Source organism: Aminobacter sp. MDW-2 (assembly GCF_014250155.1).
Classification (GTDB): Bacteria; Pseudomonadota; Alphaproteobacteria; order Rhizobiales; family Rhizobiaceae; genus Aminobacter; species Aminobacter ciceronei.
This window is the reverse complement of the sequence record NZ_CP060197.1, coordinates 2994539-3014776: the sequence shown is the minus strand read 5'-3', so window position 1 is coordinate 3014776 and position 20238 is coordinate 2994539. Positions and strand designations below refer to the sequence as shown.

The window sequence follows — 20238 nt, the reverse complement described above, 5'->3', positions numbered from 1 at the left end:
CGAACCGCTTCGCCGTGCGGCCGGTAATGGGGCTGCCCCCGTCAATTCCTAAAAACTGTCTCTCAACCACTGACTCATGCGATGCAGTTTTCCGCCAGTTCCCGTTGCCCTGTAACGGGAAATCCCTTTCGCAGACTGGCTCTCGATGCCGGCCATCTGCGGGTAGATGAGAAGCCCGACGGCGGTCGCGAAAGCCGGCCCCTTGGCCGCCTCCGGCAGACCTGCCACGCCGAGTGGGCGGCCGATGCGCACATTGCGGCCGAGAATGCGTCGCGCTGCCTCGGGCAGGCCGACGAGCTGACTGGCACCGCCGGTGAGGACGACGCGTTTACCGACGGCATTGCCGTAACCCGACTTGTTGAGCCGGTCGCGCAGCAGTTCCAGCGTCTCGTCAATGCGGGCGCGGATGATGCGCGTCATGACAGAACGCGGTATCTGCAGCGGAACTTCGCTGTCGTCGACGCCGATCGGCTGGATGCTGATCATGTCGCGGTCGTCGGTGGTGCCGGGCAGCGCCGATCCATGCATGACCTTGAGCCGCTCGGCATCGTCGAGACGCGTCGACAGGCCCTTGGCCATATCCATGGTGACGTGATTGCCGCCCACAGGAATGGCGTCGGCATGGACGAAGCGCCCTTCCGCAAAGACCGAAAGCGTGGTCGTGCCACCGCCCATGTCGATGCAGGCAGCACCCATTTCGAGTTCGTCGTCGACGAGTGCCGCAAGGCCACTGGCGTAAGGCGTAGCCACCATATGCTCAACCGACAGGTGCGAGCGGTTGATGCAGAGCTCGAGATTGCGCATCGGCGCCGAATCGCCGGTCAGCACATGCATGTCGACGCCAAGCGTGTCGCCGACCATGCGGCGCGGATCGCGCACGCCGCGCTCGGCGTCGAGCGAGAAGGCGACAGGCAGCGAGTGGATGACGTCGCGCTCTGCCTTCAGCGCCTGCTTGGCACCGGCGGCGAGCACGCGCTGGACGTCGGTTTCGTCGACCTCATGGCCGCCGAGATTGATGGTTGCCGAAAACGCCTCGCTCTTGATGCGGCCGGCGGACAGATTGACGATCAGTGAGTCGGCGGTAAGGCCTGCCATGCGCTCGGCGGCGTCGACGGCGAGACGGATGGCATGTTCGGCGCGGTCGAGATCGACGACCACGCCCGACTTCACGCCCTGCGACTTCTGGTGGCCGATGCCGATGACCTGGGCCTGGTGGGTACGTCCCTTGAGCAGCTGACTGCCTTCGGCCGGCTTCAGCTTGGCGACCACGCAACAGACCTTGTTCGAACCGACATCAAGCACCGTAAGGATGCCCGAGCGACGCGAAACCGGATCCTTTTGACCGCCCAGCCAGCTCATATTCTCTTCTCCGCCTTCGCCTTGAGGGCTTTCGGCTTGTTTTTCAGCAGATCGGCGCGCCGCTCGACAGCTTCCGGCGTCAACTGCACGACCAGCCGGTCACTGAAACGCATGTCGACGGCCGCGATGTCACGGGTCAGCAGCGCGTTCTCGCGGTCGAGATCGGCAAGATCGGCAAGCGCTGCATCGACCTGATTCTCGGGCAGCTTGACGGTGATGCCGTTGTCGAGACGCAGATCCCAGCGCCGTTCGCCGACGCGAATGTAGCCTTTTACCCGCGAACCAAGCGCGGGGAACGCCTGAACCCTGGCGACGAAGTCGGCGGCACGGTCGGCGGCACCAAAGCCGACGACCAGCGGCAGCGTGGCCTGGCGCCCGCCAGCATAAGGAGCGATGATCTTGCCGTCCTTCTCGACGACGCTGAGCTGGTTTCCGTGCTGCCAGATCGCAAAAGCGTCGCGCTCGTCGATGCGAACCTCGATCGTATCGGGATAGACCTTGCGAACAGCGGCATCGCGCACCCAGGGCAAGCTGACGATACGCTCGCGCGCCTCTTCCGGATTGAAGCCGACGAGCGAAGTCCAGCCATCAAGCTCGAGCTTGTCGAGAATGTCGATTTCGGAGGTTTCGCGATTGCCCGAGACCTTGATCTGGTCGACGGCAAAGCCGCTGCGAGCGGTCACGCCCTGGACCATCGCCGGGAAGTGACCCCCGAGATAGGCGCCATAAAGCGAGCTTGCGGCAAGGAACGCAGCCGTCAGCATCGACGCAGCATAGGGCGGAGGAGTGAACTCCCCACGCCCGAAGCGCGACAGCATGCGAACCGGCTTGCGCAGCAGCCGCGGCAGCACGAAATGCTCCGCGGACAAGGGCAGCCCGAAGACGCGCGGCGCCGAGCCACCCATCCTTCTGTTCTGTCCCGACCTCAACGCAAACACGAAGCGTCCTCCACCATCCAACTCAACAACTCACCAAACGAATGCCCGGCTTGGGCTGCAATCTCAGGCACCAGCGACGTCGGCGTCATGCCGGGTTGAGTGTTGACCTCCAGCCAGACGACCTCTCCATTTTCGGAATGGCGGTCGTCGTACCGGAAGTCAGACCGGGAGACGCCCCGGCACCCGATCGCTTGGTGAGCCTTGAGCGCCAGTGTTTGTATTTTTTGGTAAATATTCGGTGAAACTTTCGCGGGGCATTCGTGCTTTGATCCGCCGGCGACATATTTTGAATCATAATCGTAGAAGGCGTGACCGGTCGGAACGATCTCGCAGACGCCAAGCGCAACATCACCCATAACGGCACAGGTCAACTCACGACCATGGACGTAACGCTCGACCATCACCGTGTCGCCGTAGCGCCACTCGGATGAGGAGATGACCTGCGGCGGATGCGACTGGTCTTCCTTGACGATGACGACACCGAAGCTCGACCCTTCGGACACCGGCTTGACCACGTAAGGCGGTTTCATCGGGTGTTGGTTGCCGATGGCAAAACGGTCGAGAACCCTGGATTCGGCAATCGGAATGCCGGCAGCTTTGGCCACCTTCTTCGACTGCTCCTTGTTCATCGCCAGTGCCGAGGCCAGCACGCCGGAATGGGTGTAGGGAATGCCGAGATATTCGAGGATGCCCTGGATGGTGCCGTCTTCGCCGAAGGGGCCATGCAGGGCGTTGAATGCGACATCCGGCTTGAGCGTCGAAAGCACTGCGCCGACATCGCGATCGACGTCCACTCGCGTGACCTGATAACCGACCTGCTCGAGCGCTTCGGCACAGGCATTGCCAGACGACAGGGACACAGGCCGCTCGGACGAAAACCCGCCCATCAGGACAGCGACGTGCTTTGACTTCATCCCCTGAGATCCCCTCTCGACTCAGACACAACGCCTTGTTTCCAAAGATCAAAAAAGAGCACCCGGAAGTTGGACCTCCGGCTGGAAACGCGGGCTACGCGTCACGCGACTCAAATCAGGAAACGCTTTAGGTCAGAGAATCAGAGACTTGATTCCGTGGCAAGAGCCGATTGGAATTCGTTGCAATTTCATGACCAATGCGACTTCCGTTGACCTGCAGGATGACCAGAGGAAAAGGCGGAATTCGGGTCGCAAAAAGGCCCCGGCGAGGATGCGCCGAGGCCTTTCGAAGATCGTCATTTCGGATGGCCTTCACAGGCTCCTGCTGCTCCGGCGGAGCGCGCCGCCTAGAGCAATTGCCCCAAGAATTCCTGCACTTCGTGGCCGGGCTTGAAGTTGCCGAGACGCTTGATTTCCCACTGCAGGCGGATGCCCGAATTCTCGAGCACGCGGCTGCGCACCGTCTCGCCAAGATACTCGAGATCATAGCCGCTGGCGTTGCCGGTGTTGATCATGAAATTGCAATGCAGCGGCGACATCTGTGCGCCGCCGATCATCAGTCCGCGGCAGCCGGCGTTGTCGATTTCCTTCCAGGCCGAGGTTCCCTCGGGATTCTTGAAGGTCGAGCCGCCCGTCTTCTCGCGGATCGGCTGCACCGTCTCGCGATGGTGCTGGACCGCATCCATCGCCGCTTTGATGGCGTCCTTGTCCTCCGTATAACCCTCGAAGGTCGCCGAGGTGAAGATCAGGTCGGCTGCGGCAGCCGATTGACGGTAGCTGTAGCCCATGTCGGCATTCGACAGCAGATGCAGGTCGCCCTTGCGGTCGAGCGCGCGGACCTCGACGACGCGTTCGCGCGTCTCGACGCCATTGGCGCCCGCATTCATCCGCAAGGCGCCGCCGATGGCGCCGGGAATGCCGTGGTAGAAATGAAAGCCGCCGATGCCGTTGTCATGCGCAAGGGCTGCCACGCGCTTGTCGGGCGTCGCAGCACCAGCCTTTATGCCGGTCGCCGAAATTGCCTCGGCCTCGCCGAACCCCTTGGCCGACAGCCGAACCACGAAGCCAGGAATGCCACCCTCGCGCACCAGTAGGTTGGAGCCGATGCCGACGACCATGACAGGGATTTCTTCCGGCACAGCCTTCAGGAAGGCAGCCAGATCCTCTTCGTCCGCCGGCTGGAACAGCGCCTGGGCAAGGCCTCCGGCACGGAACCAGGTGATCTTCTCCATCTCGGCGCTGGGCGTGAGGCGTCCGCGCAGGCCGGTTAGCCGGTCGCCGAGTTTGGCTATGAGCGCCTCGCCTCCGATCACGATCCGCCCCCGGCGAGCTCGCCCGGCAGGGCGTAGGCCCATTGTGTGATGTTGCCGGCGCCGAGATAGACGACAAAGTCGCCCGGCATGGCCAGTTCGCGCACGACCGGCGCCACGGCAGCCGGGCCATCGATGTAACGCGCGTCGCGATGGCCGCCGGCACGGATGCGGGACGTCAGGGCTTCCGAGTTGACGCCGTCGATCGGATCCTCGCCGGCCGTATAGACGGGCGCGATCATGACGGTATCGGCGTCGTTGAAGCAGGCCGAGAAATCGTCGAACAGGTCGCGCAGGCGGGTGAAGCGGTGCGGCTGGGCAATGGCGATGACGCGGCCGGCGGTGGCTTCGCGCGCCGCGCGCAGCACGGCCTTGATCTCGACCGGGTGGTGGCCGTAGTCGTCGAACACCTCGACGCCATTCCAGGTGCCGGTATGGGTAAAGCGGCGCTTGACGCCGCCGAACGACGACAGCCCGCGCTTCACCGCTTCGGCAGAAAGGCCGAGTTCGGTGGCAACCGCGATGGCAGCTGTGGCGTTCGAGACGTTGTGGCGGCCCGGCATCGGCAGGCGCAGGCCCTCGATGGTGGTCGAAGTCGCCGACTTGCGGTTGCGGATGACAACGTCGAAGACCGAAACGGCACCTTCCATGTGGTGATTGGTGAAACGCACGTCGGCCTGGGCATTCTCGCCATAGGTGATGACGCGGCGATCCTCGATGTGGCTGACCAGCGCCTGCACCTCGGGATGGTCGGTGCACATCACCCCAAAACCGTAGAACGGCACATTCTCGACGAACTGGCGGAACGCTTCGCGCACCTTGTCGAAGGTGCCGTAGTGGTCGAGATGCTCGGGGTCGATGTTGGTGACGACGGCGACGTCGGCCGGAAGCTTGAGGAAGGTGCCGTCGCTCTCGTCGGCCTCGACCACCATCCACTCGCCTTCGCCCATGCGGGCGTTGGTGCCATAGGCATTGATGATGCCGCCATTGATGACGGTCGGGTCGAGCCCGCCTGCATCGAGCAGCGTCGCCACCATCGAGGTCGTCGTGGTCTTGCCGTGGGTGCCGCCGATGGCGACCGCGTTGCGGAAGCGCATCAGCTCGGCCAGCATTTCGGCGCGGCGTACGACGGGCAGAAGCTTCTCGCGTGCCGCCTGCAGTTCGGGATTGGTCTTCTTGATCGCGGTCGAAACGACGATCACCTCGGCGTCGCCAAGGTTCTCGGCCTTGTGACCGACGAAGCACTCGATGCCCTTGTCGCGCAGGCGCTGGACGTTGGCGCTCTCGGACTGGTCGGAGCCTTGCACCTTGTAGCCGAGATTGTGCAGCACCTCGGCGATGCCGCTCATGCCGATGCCGCCGATGCCGATGAAATGCACGAGGCCGATGGTCTGCGGCATCTTCATGACCGCACTCCCTTCTTGAATTCCGAAACGGGCGTTTTGGACGCAATAGCCTCTGCGAGGTCGGCGAGCAACCGTGTGGCGTCCGCTTTGCCAACTGACTTGGCGGCAGCCGCCATCGTCACCATGCGCGCCGGATCCTCCATCGCACCCCCGATCAGCTCGGCAATGCGCTCAGGCGAAAGCGTTGCCTGCGGGTGCACTTCGCCGCCGCCGGCTGCAGCCAGTCGCGCGGCGTTCGCCGCCTGGTCGTGGTCGAGCGCGTAGGGATAAGGCACCAGAAATGCCGGGCGGCCGATGACCGCAATCTCGGAAACCGTCGAGGCACCCGAGCGCGAGATCACCAGATGCGCTGCCGCCATGCGCTGCGCCATGTCGCCGAAGAACGGCGACACGTCGGCGGCGATGCCGAGCTTGGCATAGGCCGCCTTGACCTTGTCGGCATCCTCGACGCGTGCCTGCTGGGTAACACACAGGCGCTTGCGCTGCGCTTCGCTCAATAGCGCGATTGCACCAGGAACCGCGTCGGAAAAGAACTGCGCGCCCTGGCTGCCGCCGAAGACCAGCAGATTGAAGGCATCCGCGCCGGTCGACGCAATGTAAGGCGTCTTCGCCGCCTCGATGACAGCCGGGCGCACCGGATTGCCTGTCACGACGACCTTGGCGCTATTGGCGCCGGCATTCTCGGGCAGGAAGCCGCCGGCGACCGCATCGACCCTGGCTGCAAGCGCCTTATTGGCGCGCCCCATCACGGCGTTCTGCTCATGCACCATCGACGGCACGGAACGCCGCGTCGCGGCATAGAGCGGCGGCAGAGTCGGATAACCGCCGAAGCCGATGACGACGGAGGGCTTGATCTGGGCAATGACCTTCGAGGCCTGGCGCACGCCGCGCCAGATGCTCCAGAAGGCGCGCAAGAGCGCAATCGGGTTCTTCGAGCCGATGGTCGACGATGAAATCGGATGAATGGCCGCAGCCGGAAACTTGCCGGCGAAACGTTCGGCGCGGTCGTCGGTGGCGAGATGCACCTGCCAGCCGCGCGCGGTCAGTTCATGTGCCAGCGCCTCGGCCGGAAAGAGATGGCCGCCGGTCCCGCCGGCGGCAAGCATGACAGTTCCCTTGGCCATGTTATTGGGCCGCAACCACATGGCGCGGCATGGCGGAGAAACCACCCGGCCTGAGTTTTTCCGGCTTCTTGCGGGTCAAGGACAGCACCATGCCCATCGACATGGCGATCGCGATCAGCGACGAGCCGCCATAAGAGATGAAGGGCAGCGTCATGCCCTTGGCCGGCATCAGTTGCAGGTTCACACCCATGTTGATGACCGACTGGAAGCCGAAAACGACGACGAGGCCGGCAACAGCATAGCGGGTGAAGTCATCATGCTCCCTGAGCGCGGTGCGCAGGCCGCGCAGCACGATGAAGGCAAAGATCGCCATGATGATCAGGCACAGGATGATGCCGAACTCCTCGCCGGCGACGGAGAAGACGAAGTCGGCGTGGCTGTCGGGGATGACCCGCTTGACGGTGCCCTCGCCCGGTCCGACGCCGAACCAGCCGCCATTGATAATGGCGTCGCGGCCCATGTCGACCTGGAAGGTGTCGCCCTCGCCGGTCATGAAGCGGTCGATACGTCCGGCGACGTGCGGGAAAATCGTATAGGCGGCAAACAGGCCGCCGGCGCCCACGCATCCAAGCGCGATGATCCAGAACCATGACATGCCGGCCATGAAGAACATCACGCCCCAGGTGCCCAGCACCAGCATGGTCTGGCCAAGGTCTGGCTGCGCCACAAGCAATGCCACGACGAGGCCGAGCAGGATCATGGCAAACAGGTTGCCGGGGATGTCGGGCTGGCGCTCGTGCTCGGCGAACAGCCAGGCGCAGATGACCACGAAGGCCGGCTTGAGAAACTCGGAGGGCTGGATCGAGACACCGGCCAGCGACAGCCAGCGCCTGGCGCCCTTGACCTCGACGCCGATGAACAGCACGGCCACCATCATCACCAGCATGATGCAGAGCATCACCAGCGCCATGCGCCTGATCTGCCTGGTGTCGAGGAACGACACCGCGATCATCACCGCCAAGGCGGGGATGGTGAAGATGATCTGGCGGGTGGCGAAGTGGAACCCGTCCAGGCCGATGCGCTCGGCAACCGCCGGGCTTGCGGCGAATGAAAGCACGATGCCCAGTCCCATCAGCGACAGGAATGCCGCGAGGAACCATCGATCGACCGTCCACCACCACAAGGCGACGGGACTTCTGTCGAGACGGCTGGCCATTATCTTGCCCCTCCGATAGCGCTGACGCCATCAATAGCATTCACAGCTTGCCTGAAGGCTTCGCCGCGAATTTCGAAATTCTTGAACTGATCGAAGCTGGCGCAGGCTGGCGACAGCAGCACCACGGCCTCGCTCGTATCGTCCCTGGCGGCATCCTCGGCCGCGTGCTCGACGGCTGCCGCCAACGTGCCCGAGATTTCATAGGGCACCGCTTCGCCAAGCGTCGCGGAAAACGCCGGAGCCGCTTCGCCAATCAGATAGGCCTTGGCGATGCGCGGGAACAGGCTGCGCAGCGGCTCGATGCCTCCCTCCTTGGGCAAGCCGCCGGCAATCCAGTAGATGCGCGGGAAGCTCGACAGAGCGGGTGCCGCGGCATCAGCGTTGGTCGCCTTGGAATCGTTGACGAACAACACATGCCCCTTGCGGCCAACCTGCTCCATGCGGTGGGCAAGGCCGGGGAAGCTTTCGAGACCGGCCTGGATCTCGCCGAGGTCGAGCCCGACCTTGAGACAGGCAGCTACAGCTGCGAGCGCATTCTGGGCGTTGTGTTGGCCGCGCAGCGAACCGATGCCTTCGAGGAAGGCGATGCGGCTGTAGCGGCCGTCGATTGCTTCCATCAGGTCGCTGCCGTCGGCGAAATAGCCGTCGGTCAAAGGAAGACGCTTCGAAATACGCACGACTTCCTTGCCGGCGCGTTCGAGCCTGTCGGCGATCTGGGCGCAGTAGATGTCGTCGACGCCGATGATGGCGGTGTCGCTGCCGGCGACCAGGCGCTCCTTGATCGACGCGTAGTGCTGCATGGTGCCGTGGCGGTCGAGATGGTCGGGCGTCAGGTTGAGCAGGACACCGGCAGTCGGGTTGATCGATGGCGCGAGGTCGATCTGGTAGGACGAGCACTCGACGACGTAGTGGCGGTCAGGCCGCGGCGCATCCAGCGTCATCACGGCGCGACCGATATTGCCGCCCATCTGCGTATCACGACCGGCCGACTGCAGGATGTGCGCTGTCAGCGCCGTCGTCGTCGACTTGCCGTTGGTGCCGGTGATGGCGATGAAGGGCGCGGTCGGCGCCGTCGCCAGGCGTTCGCGCGCGAAAAGTTCGATGTCGCCGATGATCTCGACGCCGGCGCCACGCGCCAATTCCACGGTCCAGTGCGGTTTGGGGTGCGTCAGCGGCACGCCCGGCGACAGCACGAAGGACGCGACGCCGGCCCAGTCGGCGCCGCGCAGGTCGCCGGTCGAAATGCCCTCGGCAGCGGCCCGCGCCACGCTTTCGGGATTGTCGTCCCAGGCAAGCACGTCGGCCCCACCCTCCGCGAGCGCGCGCGCTGTCGCGATCCCGGAGCCGCCGAGGCCGAAGAGCGCCACTCGCTTTCCCTGAAATGACGTCGCGGGGATCATGGGAGCCTCAGCGCAGCTTGAGGGTGGAAAGGCCGATCAGCGCCAGGATAACAGCAATGATCCAGAAGCGGATGACAACCTGGCTTTCGGTCCAGCCAAGTTTTTCGAAATGGTGGTGGATCGGCGCCATCAGGAACACCCTCTTCCCGGTCATCTTGAAGAAGCCGACCTGAATGATGACCGAAAGCGCCTCCATGACGAACAGACCGCCGACGATCGCCATGACGATCTCGTGCTTGGTGGCGACAGCAACCGTTCCGATCAGGCCACCAAGCGCCAGCGAGCCGGTGTCCCCCATGAAAATGGCGGCGGGCGGCGCGTTGAACCAGAGGAAGCCGAGGCCGGCGCCGATGACGGCGCCCAGGATGACGGCGAGTTCGCCGGTGCCGGGCACGAAGTGAATCTGCAGATACTCGGCGAAGACCGCGTTGCCCGAGAGATAGGCGATGACGCCAAAGGAAGCCGCCGCGATCATGATCGGAACGATGGCAAGACCGTCGAGGCCGTCGGTCAGGTTCACGGCATTGCCGGCACCGACGACCACGAAGCAGGCGAAGGGAATGAAGAACCAGCCGAGATTGAGCAGGAAATCCTTGATGAACGGGAATGTCAGCGACGACGAGAACGGCGCCTGGCCATTGTGCATGATGACCCATGCAGCGATGCCGGCGATGACGAATTCGATGCCGAGGCGCGCCTTGCCTGACAGGCCGAGATGCGACTGCTTGGTCACCTTGAGATAGTCGTCATAGAAGCCGATGGCGCCGAAGCCGAGGGTGACGAACAGCACCACCCAGACATAGACGGAGGTGATGTTGGCCCACAAAAGCGTCGACCCGACGATGCCGCTGAGGATCATCAGGCCGCCCATGGTCGGCGTGCCGGCCTTCTTGAAATGGGTTTGCGGACCGTCGGCGCGGATCGGCTGGCCCTTTCCTTGCCTCAGGCGCAGGGCGTTGATGATCGCCGGCCCGAAGATGAAGACGATCAGCGCCGACGTGATCAACGCGCCGCCGGTGCGAAAGGTGATGTAGCGGAAGACGTTGAAGAACGACACCTTGTCCGCAAAGTCGACAAGCAAAGTTAGCATGCGTATCGGTCCCCCGAGACCTCGTCAGGTCGGTGTGGTGTTGCCGGCCTCAGCCGGGAATGTCTTGATGAGCGTTTCAACCAGGCGATTGAAGCCAATGCCTTTCGACGACTTGATCATGACCGCGTCGCCGGGCCGCAGCGTGGTGAGGAGCACGGATTTCAGCTCCTCGACGCCGCTGCGATATTCGGCCCTGAACCCCTCGGGCAGCGTATCGGCAAGCGCCTTCATTTCCGGTCCCGCCATCAGCACCATGTCGGTCCTGGTCGAGCCGATCAGTTCGGCAAGTGCCTGATGCAGCTTGGCCGAATGGCTGCCGAGCTCCAGCATATCACCGAGCACGGCGATGCGGCGGCCGGCGCCATGGATCGGCGTCGCGTCAAGCAGCTCGATCGCTGCCTTCATCGAGGCCGGATTGGCGTTGTAGCTCTCGTCGATCAGCGTGATCGGCCCGTTCGGCAGCTGCAAAATGTGGCGCTGGCCGCGTCCGCTCTCTGCCGTCATCGAGGCGAGCGCCGTAGCGACCGTCGGAACGTCGGCGCCGCAGAGATGGGCTGCCCCCAGCACGGCGAGCGCATTCTGGACGATGTGGCGTCCTGGCGCACCGATGCGGGCCGGCACGTCACGGCCGCCGATGCGCGCCATGACCATCGAATGATCGGCTTCCAGCGTGCATTTCAGCAGGCGGAAATTGGCACGGGCGTTCTCGCCATAGCTCATGACATTGTCGATGCCGGCAGCGCGAGCGAACTTTTCCAACAGCTTGAAGCGGCCGTCGTCGCGGTTGAGCAGCACCGCCCCGCCCGGCTCGACGCCTTCGAAGATCTCGGCCTTGGCCTTGGCGATCTCGTCGAGATTGCGGAAGAAGCCGAGATGGGCCGCCGCGATCAGGGTGACGATGGCGATGTGCGGGCGGACCATGCGCACCAGTGGGCTGATCTCGCCGGGATGGTTCATGCCGATTTCGAAGACCGCGTAGTCGCAATCCTCGGGCATGCGTGCCAGGGTCAGCGGCACACCCCAGTGATTGTTGAAGGATGCGGCCGAGGCATGCACCTTGCCGACCGACGACAAAGCGTGGCGCAGGGCTTCCTTGGTCGAGGTCTTGCCGACGGAACCGGTCACCGCGATGATCCGTGCCCGCGATCGGGCACGCGCCGCAATACCGGCCTTCTCCAGTGCAACGAGCACGTCGGGCACGACGATCATGGGCGCCGTCAGGCGCCCCAGGGCGGGCAGCTTGCCTTCGGCAACGACCAGCAGGCCGGCACCGGCCTTGATCGCCGCGGTAGCGAAGTCGTGGCCGTCCATCGCGTCGCCCTTGATGGCGAAAAAGGCCTCGCCGGGTTTTAGGCTGCGGCTGTCGATGGAAATGCCCGAAATGCCTTCCGGCATCTGGCCGAGCGGGCGGCCGCCTGTCGCCTCAACGAGCGCCTCGGAGGTCCACAACAGACTCATGCCGCAACTCCGGCAAGCGCGTTGCGGACTTCCTCGTGATCCGAGAAGTGCAGTGTATCGGCGCCGATGGTCTGGCCTTCCTCGTGGCCCTTGCCGGCGACGATCAGCGTATCGCCCGCATGCAGCATGCCGACGGCCTCGTGGATCGCCCGGCGGCGGTCACCGATCTCAATGGCGCCGGGAGCCGCAGCCATGATGGCCGCGCGGATGGTTTCAGGAACCTCCGAACGTGGATTGTCGTCGGTGACGATGGTGACGTCGGCCAGTCGCGTCGCGATCTCGCCCATGATCGGGCGCTTGCCGCGATCGCGGTCGCCGCCGCAACCGAACACGACGATGACGCGGCCGGTGGTGAACGGCCTGACAGCCGCCAGCACGTTTTCGAGCGCGTCGGGCTTGTGGGCGTAATCGACATAAACGGGCGCACCTTGCGCCGTTGTGCCGACGAGGTCGAGACGGCCCGGCGCGCCTTCGAGATGTTCGAGGGCTGCCAGCGCCTTGGCAACGTCGGTGCCGGTAGCGATCGCGAGCCCCGCCGCAACGAGCGAGTTGGAGACTTGGAAATCGCCGGCCAGCGGCAGGTCGATCTCATAGATGGTGCCGCCGTATTCGATTTCGGCGCGCTGGCGGTGGCGTTCGTGCTCGACGCGCTTGAGCGCCAGGAACTGGCCGTTACGGCCGACGGTCAAGACGTCGAGGCCCGCGGCGCGGGCCGCTCCGATCGTCGGCGCGGACCAGGCATCGTCGGCGAAGACGATCGCCGGCGCGCCTTTGGGCAACAGCGTGTCGAACAGGCGCAGCTTGGCGCGGTGATAGTCCTCGACCGTCGGATGGTAATCCATGTGGTCGCGACCAAGATTGGTGAAGCCGGCGGCGGCGAGGCGCACGCCATCGAGGCGGCGCTGGTCGAGACCATGGCTGGAAGCCTCCATCGAGGCGTGGGTCACGCCTGAAGCGGCGAGTTCAGCGAGCAGCTTGTGCAAGGCGACCGGATCGGGCGTGGTCAGCTGGCCGTATTCGACCCGACCGGGCGCGACGACGCCTGTCGTACCTATGCTGGCCGCGGCCAGGCCGGCATGTTTCCAGACCTGGCGAGTAAAGGCGGCGACCGAGGTCTTGCCGCTGGTGCCGGTAACGGCAACCATGGTTTCGGGCTGGCTGCCGTAGAATTTCGCTGCCGCGAGCGCCAATGCCCGCCGCGGATCGTCCACCGTGATCACCGGCAGGCCGGCGGAAGAAAGATCGACGCCCTTGGCCGCGACGACAGCAATTGCACCGCGCCTGGCCGCATCGCCTGCATAGGTCGCGCCGTCCGCCTTGCTGCCGGAGACGGCAAAGAAAAGGATCCCCGGCGTTACCTGCCGCGAATCCGACGAAACCCCGCTCACCTCGACATCCCGGGGCAGAACCCCGTCGACGGGCAGGACACCAGCAAGGTCTTCTATTTTCATCGAGTTCCGTTCGTCACAAACAAGCAGGACGCTTCTGCGCGCCCAGAATCAAGGGTAGGAAGCCAGCGTTGCCCCAGCTTCTTGGCCGAATTCTGGCTTCACGCCAAGCAGAGACGCCGAACGGCGGATAATGTTGGCGACCATGGGTGCCGCGTTGAAGCCCGCCGTTGCGCCCACGCCCGGATGTTCACGCTTGGGTTCGTCGACGATGGTCAACACGACGTATTTCGGATTGTCCATCGGAAATGCCGCAAGAAAGGCGTTGAAACGGACGTCGGAGGAGTAGCGGCCGTTGACGACCTTCTCGGCGGTACCGGTCTTGCCGCCGACACGGTAGCCCTCGACCTGCGCTCGCGCGCCTGAACCGCCCGACCCCTTGGTCGCGTTGAGCTTGTAGAGATACCTCATATCCTCGCTGGTCTGCGGCTTGATGACCTGCGTCGCAACCGCGTCAGCTTCGGCCTCGGTCCGCGTCAGGAAAGTCGGCGGTATCAGCTTGCCGCCATTCATCAAGGCGGCGGCGCCAACCGCTGTCTGTAGCGGCGTCGTCGACATGCCGTGGCCGAAGGAGATCGTGATCGAATGCACCTTCTTCCACACCTTCGGCTCGGTCGGACGGGCAACTTCGGGCAGCTCCGTCTGCATGCGGTCGAGCAGACCCATGCGCTTCAGGAACTCGCGGTGGCCTTCGATGCCGACAACATCGGCTTCACGCGCCGAGCCGATGTTGGACGAATAGATGAACACCTCAGGCACGGTCAGCACCCTGCCCTTGCCGTGGAAGTCGCGGATGGTCTGGCGTCCGATGGTGATCGGCCGGCGCGCGTCGAAGGTGCTGTCCATCGTCACCTTGCCGGAATCGAGTGCCATCGCGGTGGTGAAGCTCTTGATCGTCGAACCCATCTCGAACAGGCCCGCCGACATGCGGTTCAGTCGATCCTTGTCCTGGGCGTTGTAGGGATTGTTGGGATCGAAATCGGGCACCGAGCCCATGGCCAGCACCTCGCCTGTCTTGACGTCGAGCACGACGGCGCCGGCAGCGATGGCCTTGTACTTCTCCAGGGCGCTGACGAGTTCGTCGCGCACGATGTGCTGGACGCGCAGGTCGATGGACAGCTTGACCGGCTTGAGGTCCTTGGCGATTGCCAGGCCCGAAGCCTGGAGGTCGGCGAGACCCTGATCGTCGATGTATTTCTCGAGGCCGGAAATGCCCTTGTTGTCGATGTTGGTCAGGCCGACGATGTGCGAAGCCGTTTCACCGCCGGGATAGAAGCGGCGCTTTTCGGTTCGGAAGCCGATGCCGGGAATGCCCAGCGCCATGATCTCGGCCTGCTGCTTGGGTGTGAGCTGGCGCTTGAGCCAGACAAAGCCGGTGCCGCTCTTGAGCTTGAGATAGGTCTGCTCGACCTCAAGGTCGGGCAGCACGGTGGTGAGCTTCTCGATCGCCTCGTCGGCATCGACGATGCGGCGCGGCTCGGCGAACAGCGACGACGTCTTGATGTCGGTGGCAAGCACCTCGCCGTTGCGATCGACGATATCGGGACGCGACGCCGTAACGCGCGATTCAGGTCCCGAAGACATCTCGGGGTCCTGCATGCCGAGATAGACGAGACGTCCGGCAATCGTCGCATAGATGCCGAAGAACACCGCCATGGTCATGACGACGCGGTTGCGCGTGCGGCCGCCGGTCGCCTTGCGCGCGCTGTCGACGACGATCGAGGGCTTGCCTTCACCCTTGCCGCGCTTCCTGCCAAGCAAGCCGATCATCGGGCAATCCCTCCGGTCACGGTCTGGTCGGGTGCGGCTTCGGCAACGCCGCCGAAACGCTCCGATGTGATGTCTTCGATGGTCAACTGGCGTTCCGGCAAATCGTTCAGGCCAACGATCTGGCGCGCATCCACCGGCTGCAGCTTGAGTTCGGCCTCATAGACCTGTGACAGCTTCTGCAGGCGCGCGGGCTGGGTGAGCAGGCTCCAGTCCGCTTTCAACAGGTCGATCGTGTCTTCCTCGAAGCGGATCTGCGCCTCGATCTTGTTGACGGCCTTGAGCTGGTTCTCGGCCTCATCCTTGGTCTTGTAGGTGAACGCCGCGGCGCCAACCATAACGGCGATCAGCACGATGTCACTGGTGCGGAACATGGTTCACCTTTCTCCCGACTGGCTGACGTCGGGAAGCTTCGGAAGCCCGAAAATGGAAAAGTCTTCGGCGCGCGGTGCAGCCGTCGTGCGAACGGCAGCCCTGAGTTTGGCCGAACGCGAACGCGGATTGATTGCCGTCTCGGCGTCGCTCGGACCGACAGCACCGCCGGCCTTGTCGAAGGTCGTGGCGATGGTTTCGAGTTCCGGCATGTAGCGCGACCGCGACGGGCTCGACGAGCGGTCGGTGATGAAGCGCTTGACGATGCGGTCTTCGAGCGAATGGAAGGTGACGACCACAAGCCGCCCGCCGGGCTTCAGTGCACGCTCGGCTGCGAACAACGCCCGCGCCAGTTCGCCAAGCTCGTCGTTGACATAGATGCGCAGCGCCTGGAACACGCGCGTCGCCGGATGAATCTTGTCCTTCGGCGCGCGACCGATATGGGTCTCGATGGCGTCTGCCAGGTCGAGCGTGCGCTCGAACGGGCGGCGCTCGCGGCGGCTTTCGATCATACGGGCGATACGCCCGGCGTGGCGCTCCTCACCGAGGAAACCGAAGATGCGGGCAAGATCGCCTGATTTGAAGCGGTTGACGACGTCGGCGGCGCTGGCACCGGCCTGGGCCATGCGCATGTCGAGCGGACCGTCGGCGCGAAAGGAAAAGCCGCGCTGCGCCTGGTCGAGCTGCATTGACGACACGCCGATATCGAGCACGACACCGTCGACGAGCTCGACATGCTCGTCGAGGCTGGAGAATGGCGCCTGGACGAGACGGAGCTTGCCGCTCGACTGCGCTTCGAGCTCGCGCCCGGCTGCAATGGCATCAGGATCGCGGTCGATTGCCACCACCGACGCGCCGGCCGCGAGAATAGCCCTGGTATAGCCGCCGGCACCGAACGTGCCGTCGACGACCACGTCGCCCGGCTGCGGATGAAGCGCCTTCAGAACTTCGGCGAGGAGGACCGGAATGTGGCGGACCGGTCCGCCGACAGCAAGATGGTCATCGCCGTGGCCAGCCGTCATTCCGGTCGCTCCCCAGGCTTCGTCCCCTGCCGAAGCTTCAGGAGCCGGGCACGCACGTCCGCGCCATGGCTGCGCAGCCGCTCCGGCTCCCACATCTGAAAAAACTGCCCCCGCCCGACAAAGGCCACGTCGGTGGTGATCCCCGTATGCTCGCGCAGGAAATCCGACACCGAAATGCGCCCATCCTGATCGAGCTTGAGGAAGGTGCTGTCGCCATGGATGAAAAAGGACATGTCGTCCGCCGTCTGCAGGAACGGATCTTCTTGGGCGATGCGCTGCTCGTAACGGTCGAGCAGGTCGAGGCCGCCAACATCCAGCGCCGGCACGTCGAGTGCCCTGAGCGCATAGAGCTCGGCGTAGCCGCGCTTCTGCAATACGGCACGGAAATGCGCCGGAACGGAGACCCGCCCCTTCGCATCGATCCTGTTCACCGCGTTTGACAGAAACCGATCCATCGACTGATCCGGCCACTTCCGTGGCCGCGCCCCTCTTCGTCATGCCACCCGAGCCCCGATGGCCCGGATCAATCCCAAAAAATGCCTCCGTCGCAGGGCCAGCGCACTTCGACCTGCAGCCGCCGCGGCTGCCGGATCGGCGAACGCCTTACCCTTTACTGGAACGAAATCATGGTTACCGATTTGGGATAACATGGGGTGATATGGGCGTCAACGGGAACTGGGCACACTTGGCCGTCACCAGCGCCCTTTCGGGCCCTTTCGCGGCTTCCTGATTTTTATGATCCCTTAAGGCTAACGAAGTCTTACGTGGCCCAACGCTGCGGCCCGGTTTCCGTCTTGCCGCGCAAGGACCTAGCCCCTAGCGTTGAGGTGTCATCTGCATTGCCAGGGAGAGACAGCAAATCATGTCCGAGACCATGAAAGCCCGCGCTGCCAGCCTCGCCCATCTGCGCCGTTCGAAACTCGGCGTCGGCGACCCGATCCCGGTGCCGCTGACCATGGCCTCGATCTATCACGCGCCCGGCGACGCGACGGGCTTCAACCAGTATGGCCGCTTCAGCAACGCCAACTGGTCGGCCACCGAAGAGATGCTCGGCCATCTGGAGGGGGCGCCTTGCGTGGCATTTCCCTCAGGCATGGGGGCCATTTCGGCCGCCTTCTTCGCCTTGCTCAAGACCGGCGACCGTATCCTCGTCGCCTCGGACGGCTATCACACGACGCGCATCCTGGCCGATCGCTTCCTCGGCGCCTTCGGCGTCAAGACCGACGTGCGGCCGACGGCAAGCTTTCTCGATGGCGGCTTCCAAGGCTACCGCCTCGTCTTCATCGAAAGCCCGTCCAACCCGACGCTCGACATCTGCGACATCGCGGCCGTGGCGGGTGCCGTGCACAAGGCCGGCGGCCTGCTCATCGTCGACAACACCACGATGACGCCCTTCGGCCAGCGCCCGCTCGACCTCGGCGCCGACATCGTCGTCGCCGCCGACACCAAGGCGCCCAACGGCCATTCCGACGTGCTGTTCGGCCATGTCGCCAGCCGCGATCCGGACATCGTCGCCGCCGTCACCGAATGGCGACAGAATGCCGGCGGCATTCCCGGCCCGTTCGAGGCCTGGCTGGTGCATCGCGGCCTGGAAACGCTCGAGTTGCGCTTCGACCGCATGTGTTCGACAGCCGAAATCATCGCGCCGCGCCTCAATGCGCACCCGGCCGTCAGCGGCTTGCGCTTCCCTGGACTGGAAGGCGACCCGTCGCACAATCTGGCCCGTGTCCAGATGGACCGCTTCGGCTTCCTGATCAGCTTCGATCTCGGCTCAGAGGAGCGGGCGGAAGCCTTCATCAATGGCTGCGAACTGATGCATGCTGCCACCTCTTTCGGTGGCGTGCACACCGTCGCCGAGCGCAGGCTGCGCCGCGGCGACGCAGTTACGCCGGGTTTCGTCAGGCTGTCGGTCGGCTGCGAGCCGGCGGAGGAGCTGTGGACCGCGATGAAGGCATCGCTGGACAGGCTGGACGGTTGACGGCAGTCAGGACGACGAAACGTCGTCGACCGAGATACCGCTATGGCCATGAAGGACGCACAGGATGTCTACGCGTCCGCCTCCAACACGACAGAAAATGACATGATCGACCTCGGCCAATCACATGCCCCGGGGCGCGGCCTCCGCGCCCTTGAATCAAGACACGCGAGATCGGCCACAAGCGATTGAAGGCATGGGCAAAGAGGCAAGCGCCAGCTGGCCTGTAAGCCGGGTTCTGTATGGCCCCCGCGCCTTGCAGCACGGGAACGTGGCGACCATTCTTCTTGGGCGCATGTTGCCATGCGCCTCACGCAACCTACCCGGGCGGTGAGCCGGAAACAGCCCTGAGGGTTTCCCCTCGCACCACCCCTATTCGGTTTTGCTCCCGGTGGGGTTTACCTTGCCGCTCCTGTTGCCAGTCGCGCGGTGGGCTCTTACCCCACCCTTTCACCCTTACCGCGAAAATCGCGGCGGTTTGCTTTCTGTGGCACTTTCCCTGGGGTCGCCCCCGCCGGCCATTAACCGGCACCGTGTATCCATGGAGCCCGGACTTTCCTCACCCGCTGCCTTTCGGCAATTGCGGGTGCGGCCGCCCGGCCAGCTGGCAAGGCGTATAGAATGGTTCACACGGCAAAAGGCAAATGAAAACATTCGCCTTCAGCGCACTGTGCGTCCGAATGGACGCGCCCCGGACGCTCCAACTCGCTACATCTGCGCATCGTGCTTTCCGAAAATCGCAAACGATTTTCGAGCCGATGCGGCGGGATCCCCGAGCGGTTATCCGCCGATGCGGGCCTGGACTTTCTTGCAGTAGGCGGCGGAAACCGGGTTCATGCGCTTGGCACCGTGGCCGGCATTGTACTTCAGGATTGTGCCGCAAGTCGTGCCGCCGGAAAGCTCGTGAGCCTTGGCAAGGTACTTCATGCCGAACTTGATATTGGTCTCGGGGTTGAACAGGCCCTTGGCCGAACCGCTGTAACCCATCATGCGGGCAGTCGACGGCTTGATCTGCATCAGTCCGATTTCGCCGGCGCTGCCGCGGACGTTGGGGCGGTAGTTGCTTTCGACGCTGATCACGGCATGGGCGAGCGAAACCGGAACGCCGTAGGACGAAGCGTAGCGCGCGACGATCTCACCGTAAGGTGTGTTCGCCTTGGCGGCCTTGGCCGACTTGCCGGCCTGCTCCTTCAGCGACTTCGCGCCCTTGGCGCCGATCGAGGCGGTCGTGAAATTGTCGACGGCGGTTTCCTTTTTGGCGCTGCAGCCGAAAAGATATGGGCAATCGTCGCCGATCTTGTTTGCCTTGGCTGCACTGGCTTTCTTGCTGGTTTCGATGATCGCCTTCGAGGCCCTGACTGCGCCGTCCTGGGCGTGAGCGGCAAAAGAGGTCAGGCCGGCGGCACATGCCACCGCTAAAACGGTCAAATTCTTCATATTATCCTTGTTCTCGAACAGGCCGAACGACAGCCGAAAGCCGTCGCGCAGCATCCCTTCCT

General features: G+C 64.0%; 17 protein-coding genes and 1 other RNA gene. 1 reads left to right on the top strand and 17 read right to left on the bottom strand.

All coding sequences use genetic code 11. The features are described from left to right. Positions 1-48: 48 nt before the first annotated feature. From ftsA to mraZ, 15 genes are all read right to left on the bottom strand, one after another. On the bottom strand, positions 49-1359 hold the full coding sequence (gene ftsA, locus H5P29_RS14700) for a cell division protein FtsA (RefSeq protein ID WP_067960407.1): 1311 nt from the start codon (positions 1357-1359) through the stop codon (positions 49-51). Further along, a complete protein-coding gene (locus H5P29_RS14695; protein ID WP_067960405.1) occupies positions 1356-2297 on the bottom strand; it encodes a cell division protein FtsQ/DivIB in 942 nt (313 codons plus the stop codon). The genes ftsA and H5P29_RS14695 overlap by 4 nt, the downstream gene beginning before the upstream one ends. Beyond that, positions 2285-3211, bottom strand: a complete 927-nt coding sequence (locus H5P29_RS14690) for a D-alanine--D-alanine ligase (RefSeq protein WP_067960401.1) — start codon at positions 3209-3211, stop codon at positions 2285-2287. Before H5P29_RS14690 ends, H5P29_RS14695 begins: the two co-directional genes overlap by 13 nt. Before the next feature lie 347 nt (positions 3212-3558). Then, positions 3559-4524, bottom strand: coding sequence for a UDP-N-acetylmuramate dehydrogenase (gene murB / locus H5P29_RS14685; RefSeq protein ID WP_067960398.1), 966 nt, complete (start codon positions 4522-4524; stop codon positions 3559-3561). Continuing rightward, a complete protein-coding gene (murC, locus tag H5P29_RS14680; protein ID WP_067960396.1) occupies positions 4521-5927 on the bottom strand; it encodes a UDP-N-acetylmuramate--L-alanine ligase in 1407 nt (468 codons plus the stop codon). The genes murB and murC overlap by 4 nt, the downstream gene beginning before the upstream one ends. After that, complete coding sequence (gene murG / locus H5P29_RS14675; protein ID WP_067960393.1) at positions 5924-7051, bottom strand: undecaprenyldiphospho-muramoylpentapeptide beta-N-acetylglucosaminyltransferase; 1128 nt, start codon at positions 7049-7051, stop codon at positions 5924-5926. The genes murC and murG overlap by 4 nt, the downstream gene beginning before the upstream one ends. Position 7052: 1 nt before the next feature. Then, positions 7053-8207 carry a putative lipid II flippase FtsW gene (gene ftsW, locus H5P29_RS14670; protein ID WP_067960389.1) on the bottom strand — a complete coding sequence of 385 codons (1155 nt, stop codon included), beginning with the start codon at positions 8205-8207 and terminating at the stop codon, positions 7053-7055. After that, a complete protein-coding gene (murD, locus tag H5P29_RS14665) occupies positions 8207-9607 on the bottom strand; it encodes a UDP-N-acetylmuramoyl-L-alanine--D-glutamate ligase (RefSeq protein WP_154386686.1) in 1401 nt (466 codons plus the stop codon). The genes ftsW and murD overlap by 1 nt, the downstream gene beginning before the upstream one ends. A gap of 7 nt (positions 9608-9614) precedes the next feature. Beyond that, the gene (gene mraY, locus H5P29_RS14660; RefSeq protein WP_067960384.1) at positions 9615-10697 is read right to left on the bottom strand and encodes a phospho-N-acetylmuramoyl-pentapeptide-transferase; all 1083 of its coding nucleotides are present in this window, start codon (positions 10695-10697) and stop codon (positions 9615-9617) included. A 24-nt stretch (positions 10698-10721) separates the two neighbouring features. Beyond that, positions 10722-12155 (bottom strand): UDP-N-acetylmuramoylalanyl-D-glutamyl-2,6-diaminopimelate--D-alanyl-D-alanine ligase, encoded by a 1434-nt coding sequence (locus H5P29_RS14655; protein WP_154386687.1) that lies wholly within the window; start codon positions 12153-12155, stop codon positions 10722-10724. Then, entirely contained in the window at positions 12152-13606 is a 1455-nt protein-coding gene (locus H5P29_RS14650; RefSeq protein ID WP_154386688.1) for a UDP-N-acetylmuramoyl-L-alanyl-D-glutamate--2,6-diaminopimelate ligase, read from the bottom strand. The genes H5P29_RS14655 and H5P29_RS14650 overlap by 4 nt, the downstream gene beginning before the upstream one ends. Positions 13607-13654: 48 nt before the next feature. Continuing rightward, positions 13655-15373 (bottom strand): penicillin-binding protein 2, encoded by a 1719-nt coding sequence (locus tag H5P29_RS14645; RefSeq protein ID WP_067960374.1) that lies wholly within the window; start codon positions 15371-15373, stop codon positions 13655-13657. Then, positions 15370-15744, bottom strand: coding sequence for a hypothetical protein (locus H5P29_RS14640; protein WP_067960370.1), 375 nt, complete (start codon positions 15742-15744; stop codon positions 15370-15372). The genes H5P29_RS14645 and H5P29_RS14640 overlap by 4 nt, the downstream gene beginning before the upstream one ends. 3 nt (positions 15745-15747) lie before the next feature. Beyond that, complete coding sequence (gene rsmH / locus H5P29_RS14635) at positions 15748-16764, bottom strand: 16S rRNA (cytosine(1402)-N(4))-methyltransferase RsmH (protein WP_154386689.1); 1017 nt, start codon at positions 16762-16764, stop codon at positions 15748-15750. After that, the gene (gene mraZ, locus H5P29_RS14630; RefSeq protein WP_055969736.1) at positions 16761-17219 is read right to left on the bottom strand and encodes a division/cell wall cluster transcriptional repressor MraZ; all 459 of its coding nucleotides are present in this window, start codon (positions 17217-17219) and stop codon (positions 16761-16763) included. The genes rsmH and mraZ overlap by 4 nt, the downstream gene beginning before the upstream one ends. 407 nt (positions 17220-17626) lie before the next feature. On the opposite strand from mraZ, the gene H5P29_RS14625 reads away from it, so the two are divergent. After that, complete coding sequence (locus tag H5P29_RS14625; protein ID WP_154386690.1) at positions 17627-18742, top strand: cystathionine gamma-lyase; 1116 nt, start codon at positions 17627-17629, stop codon at positions 18740-18742. A 208-nt stretch (positions 18743-18950) separates the two neighbouring features. Here the strand turns inward: H5P29_RS14625 and rnpB are convergent. Both rnpB and H5P29_RS14615 read right to left on the bottom strand, forming a co-directional pair. Next, an RNA gene (rnpB, locus tag H5P29_RS14620) (RNase P RNA component class A) lies at positions 18951-19347 on the bottom strand. 172 nt (positions 19348-19519) lie between these two features. Beyond that, positions 19520-20230 carry a lytic transglycosylase domain-containing protein gene (locus H5P29_RS14615; RefSeq protein WP_371818562.1) on the bottom strand — a complete coding sequence of 237 codons (711 nt, stop codon included), beginning with the start codon at positions 20228-20230 and terminating at the stop codon, positions 19520-19522. Between the last annotated feature and the right edge of the window lie 8 nt (positions 20231-20238).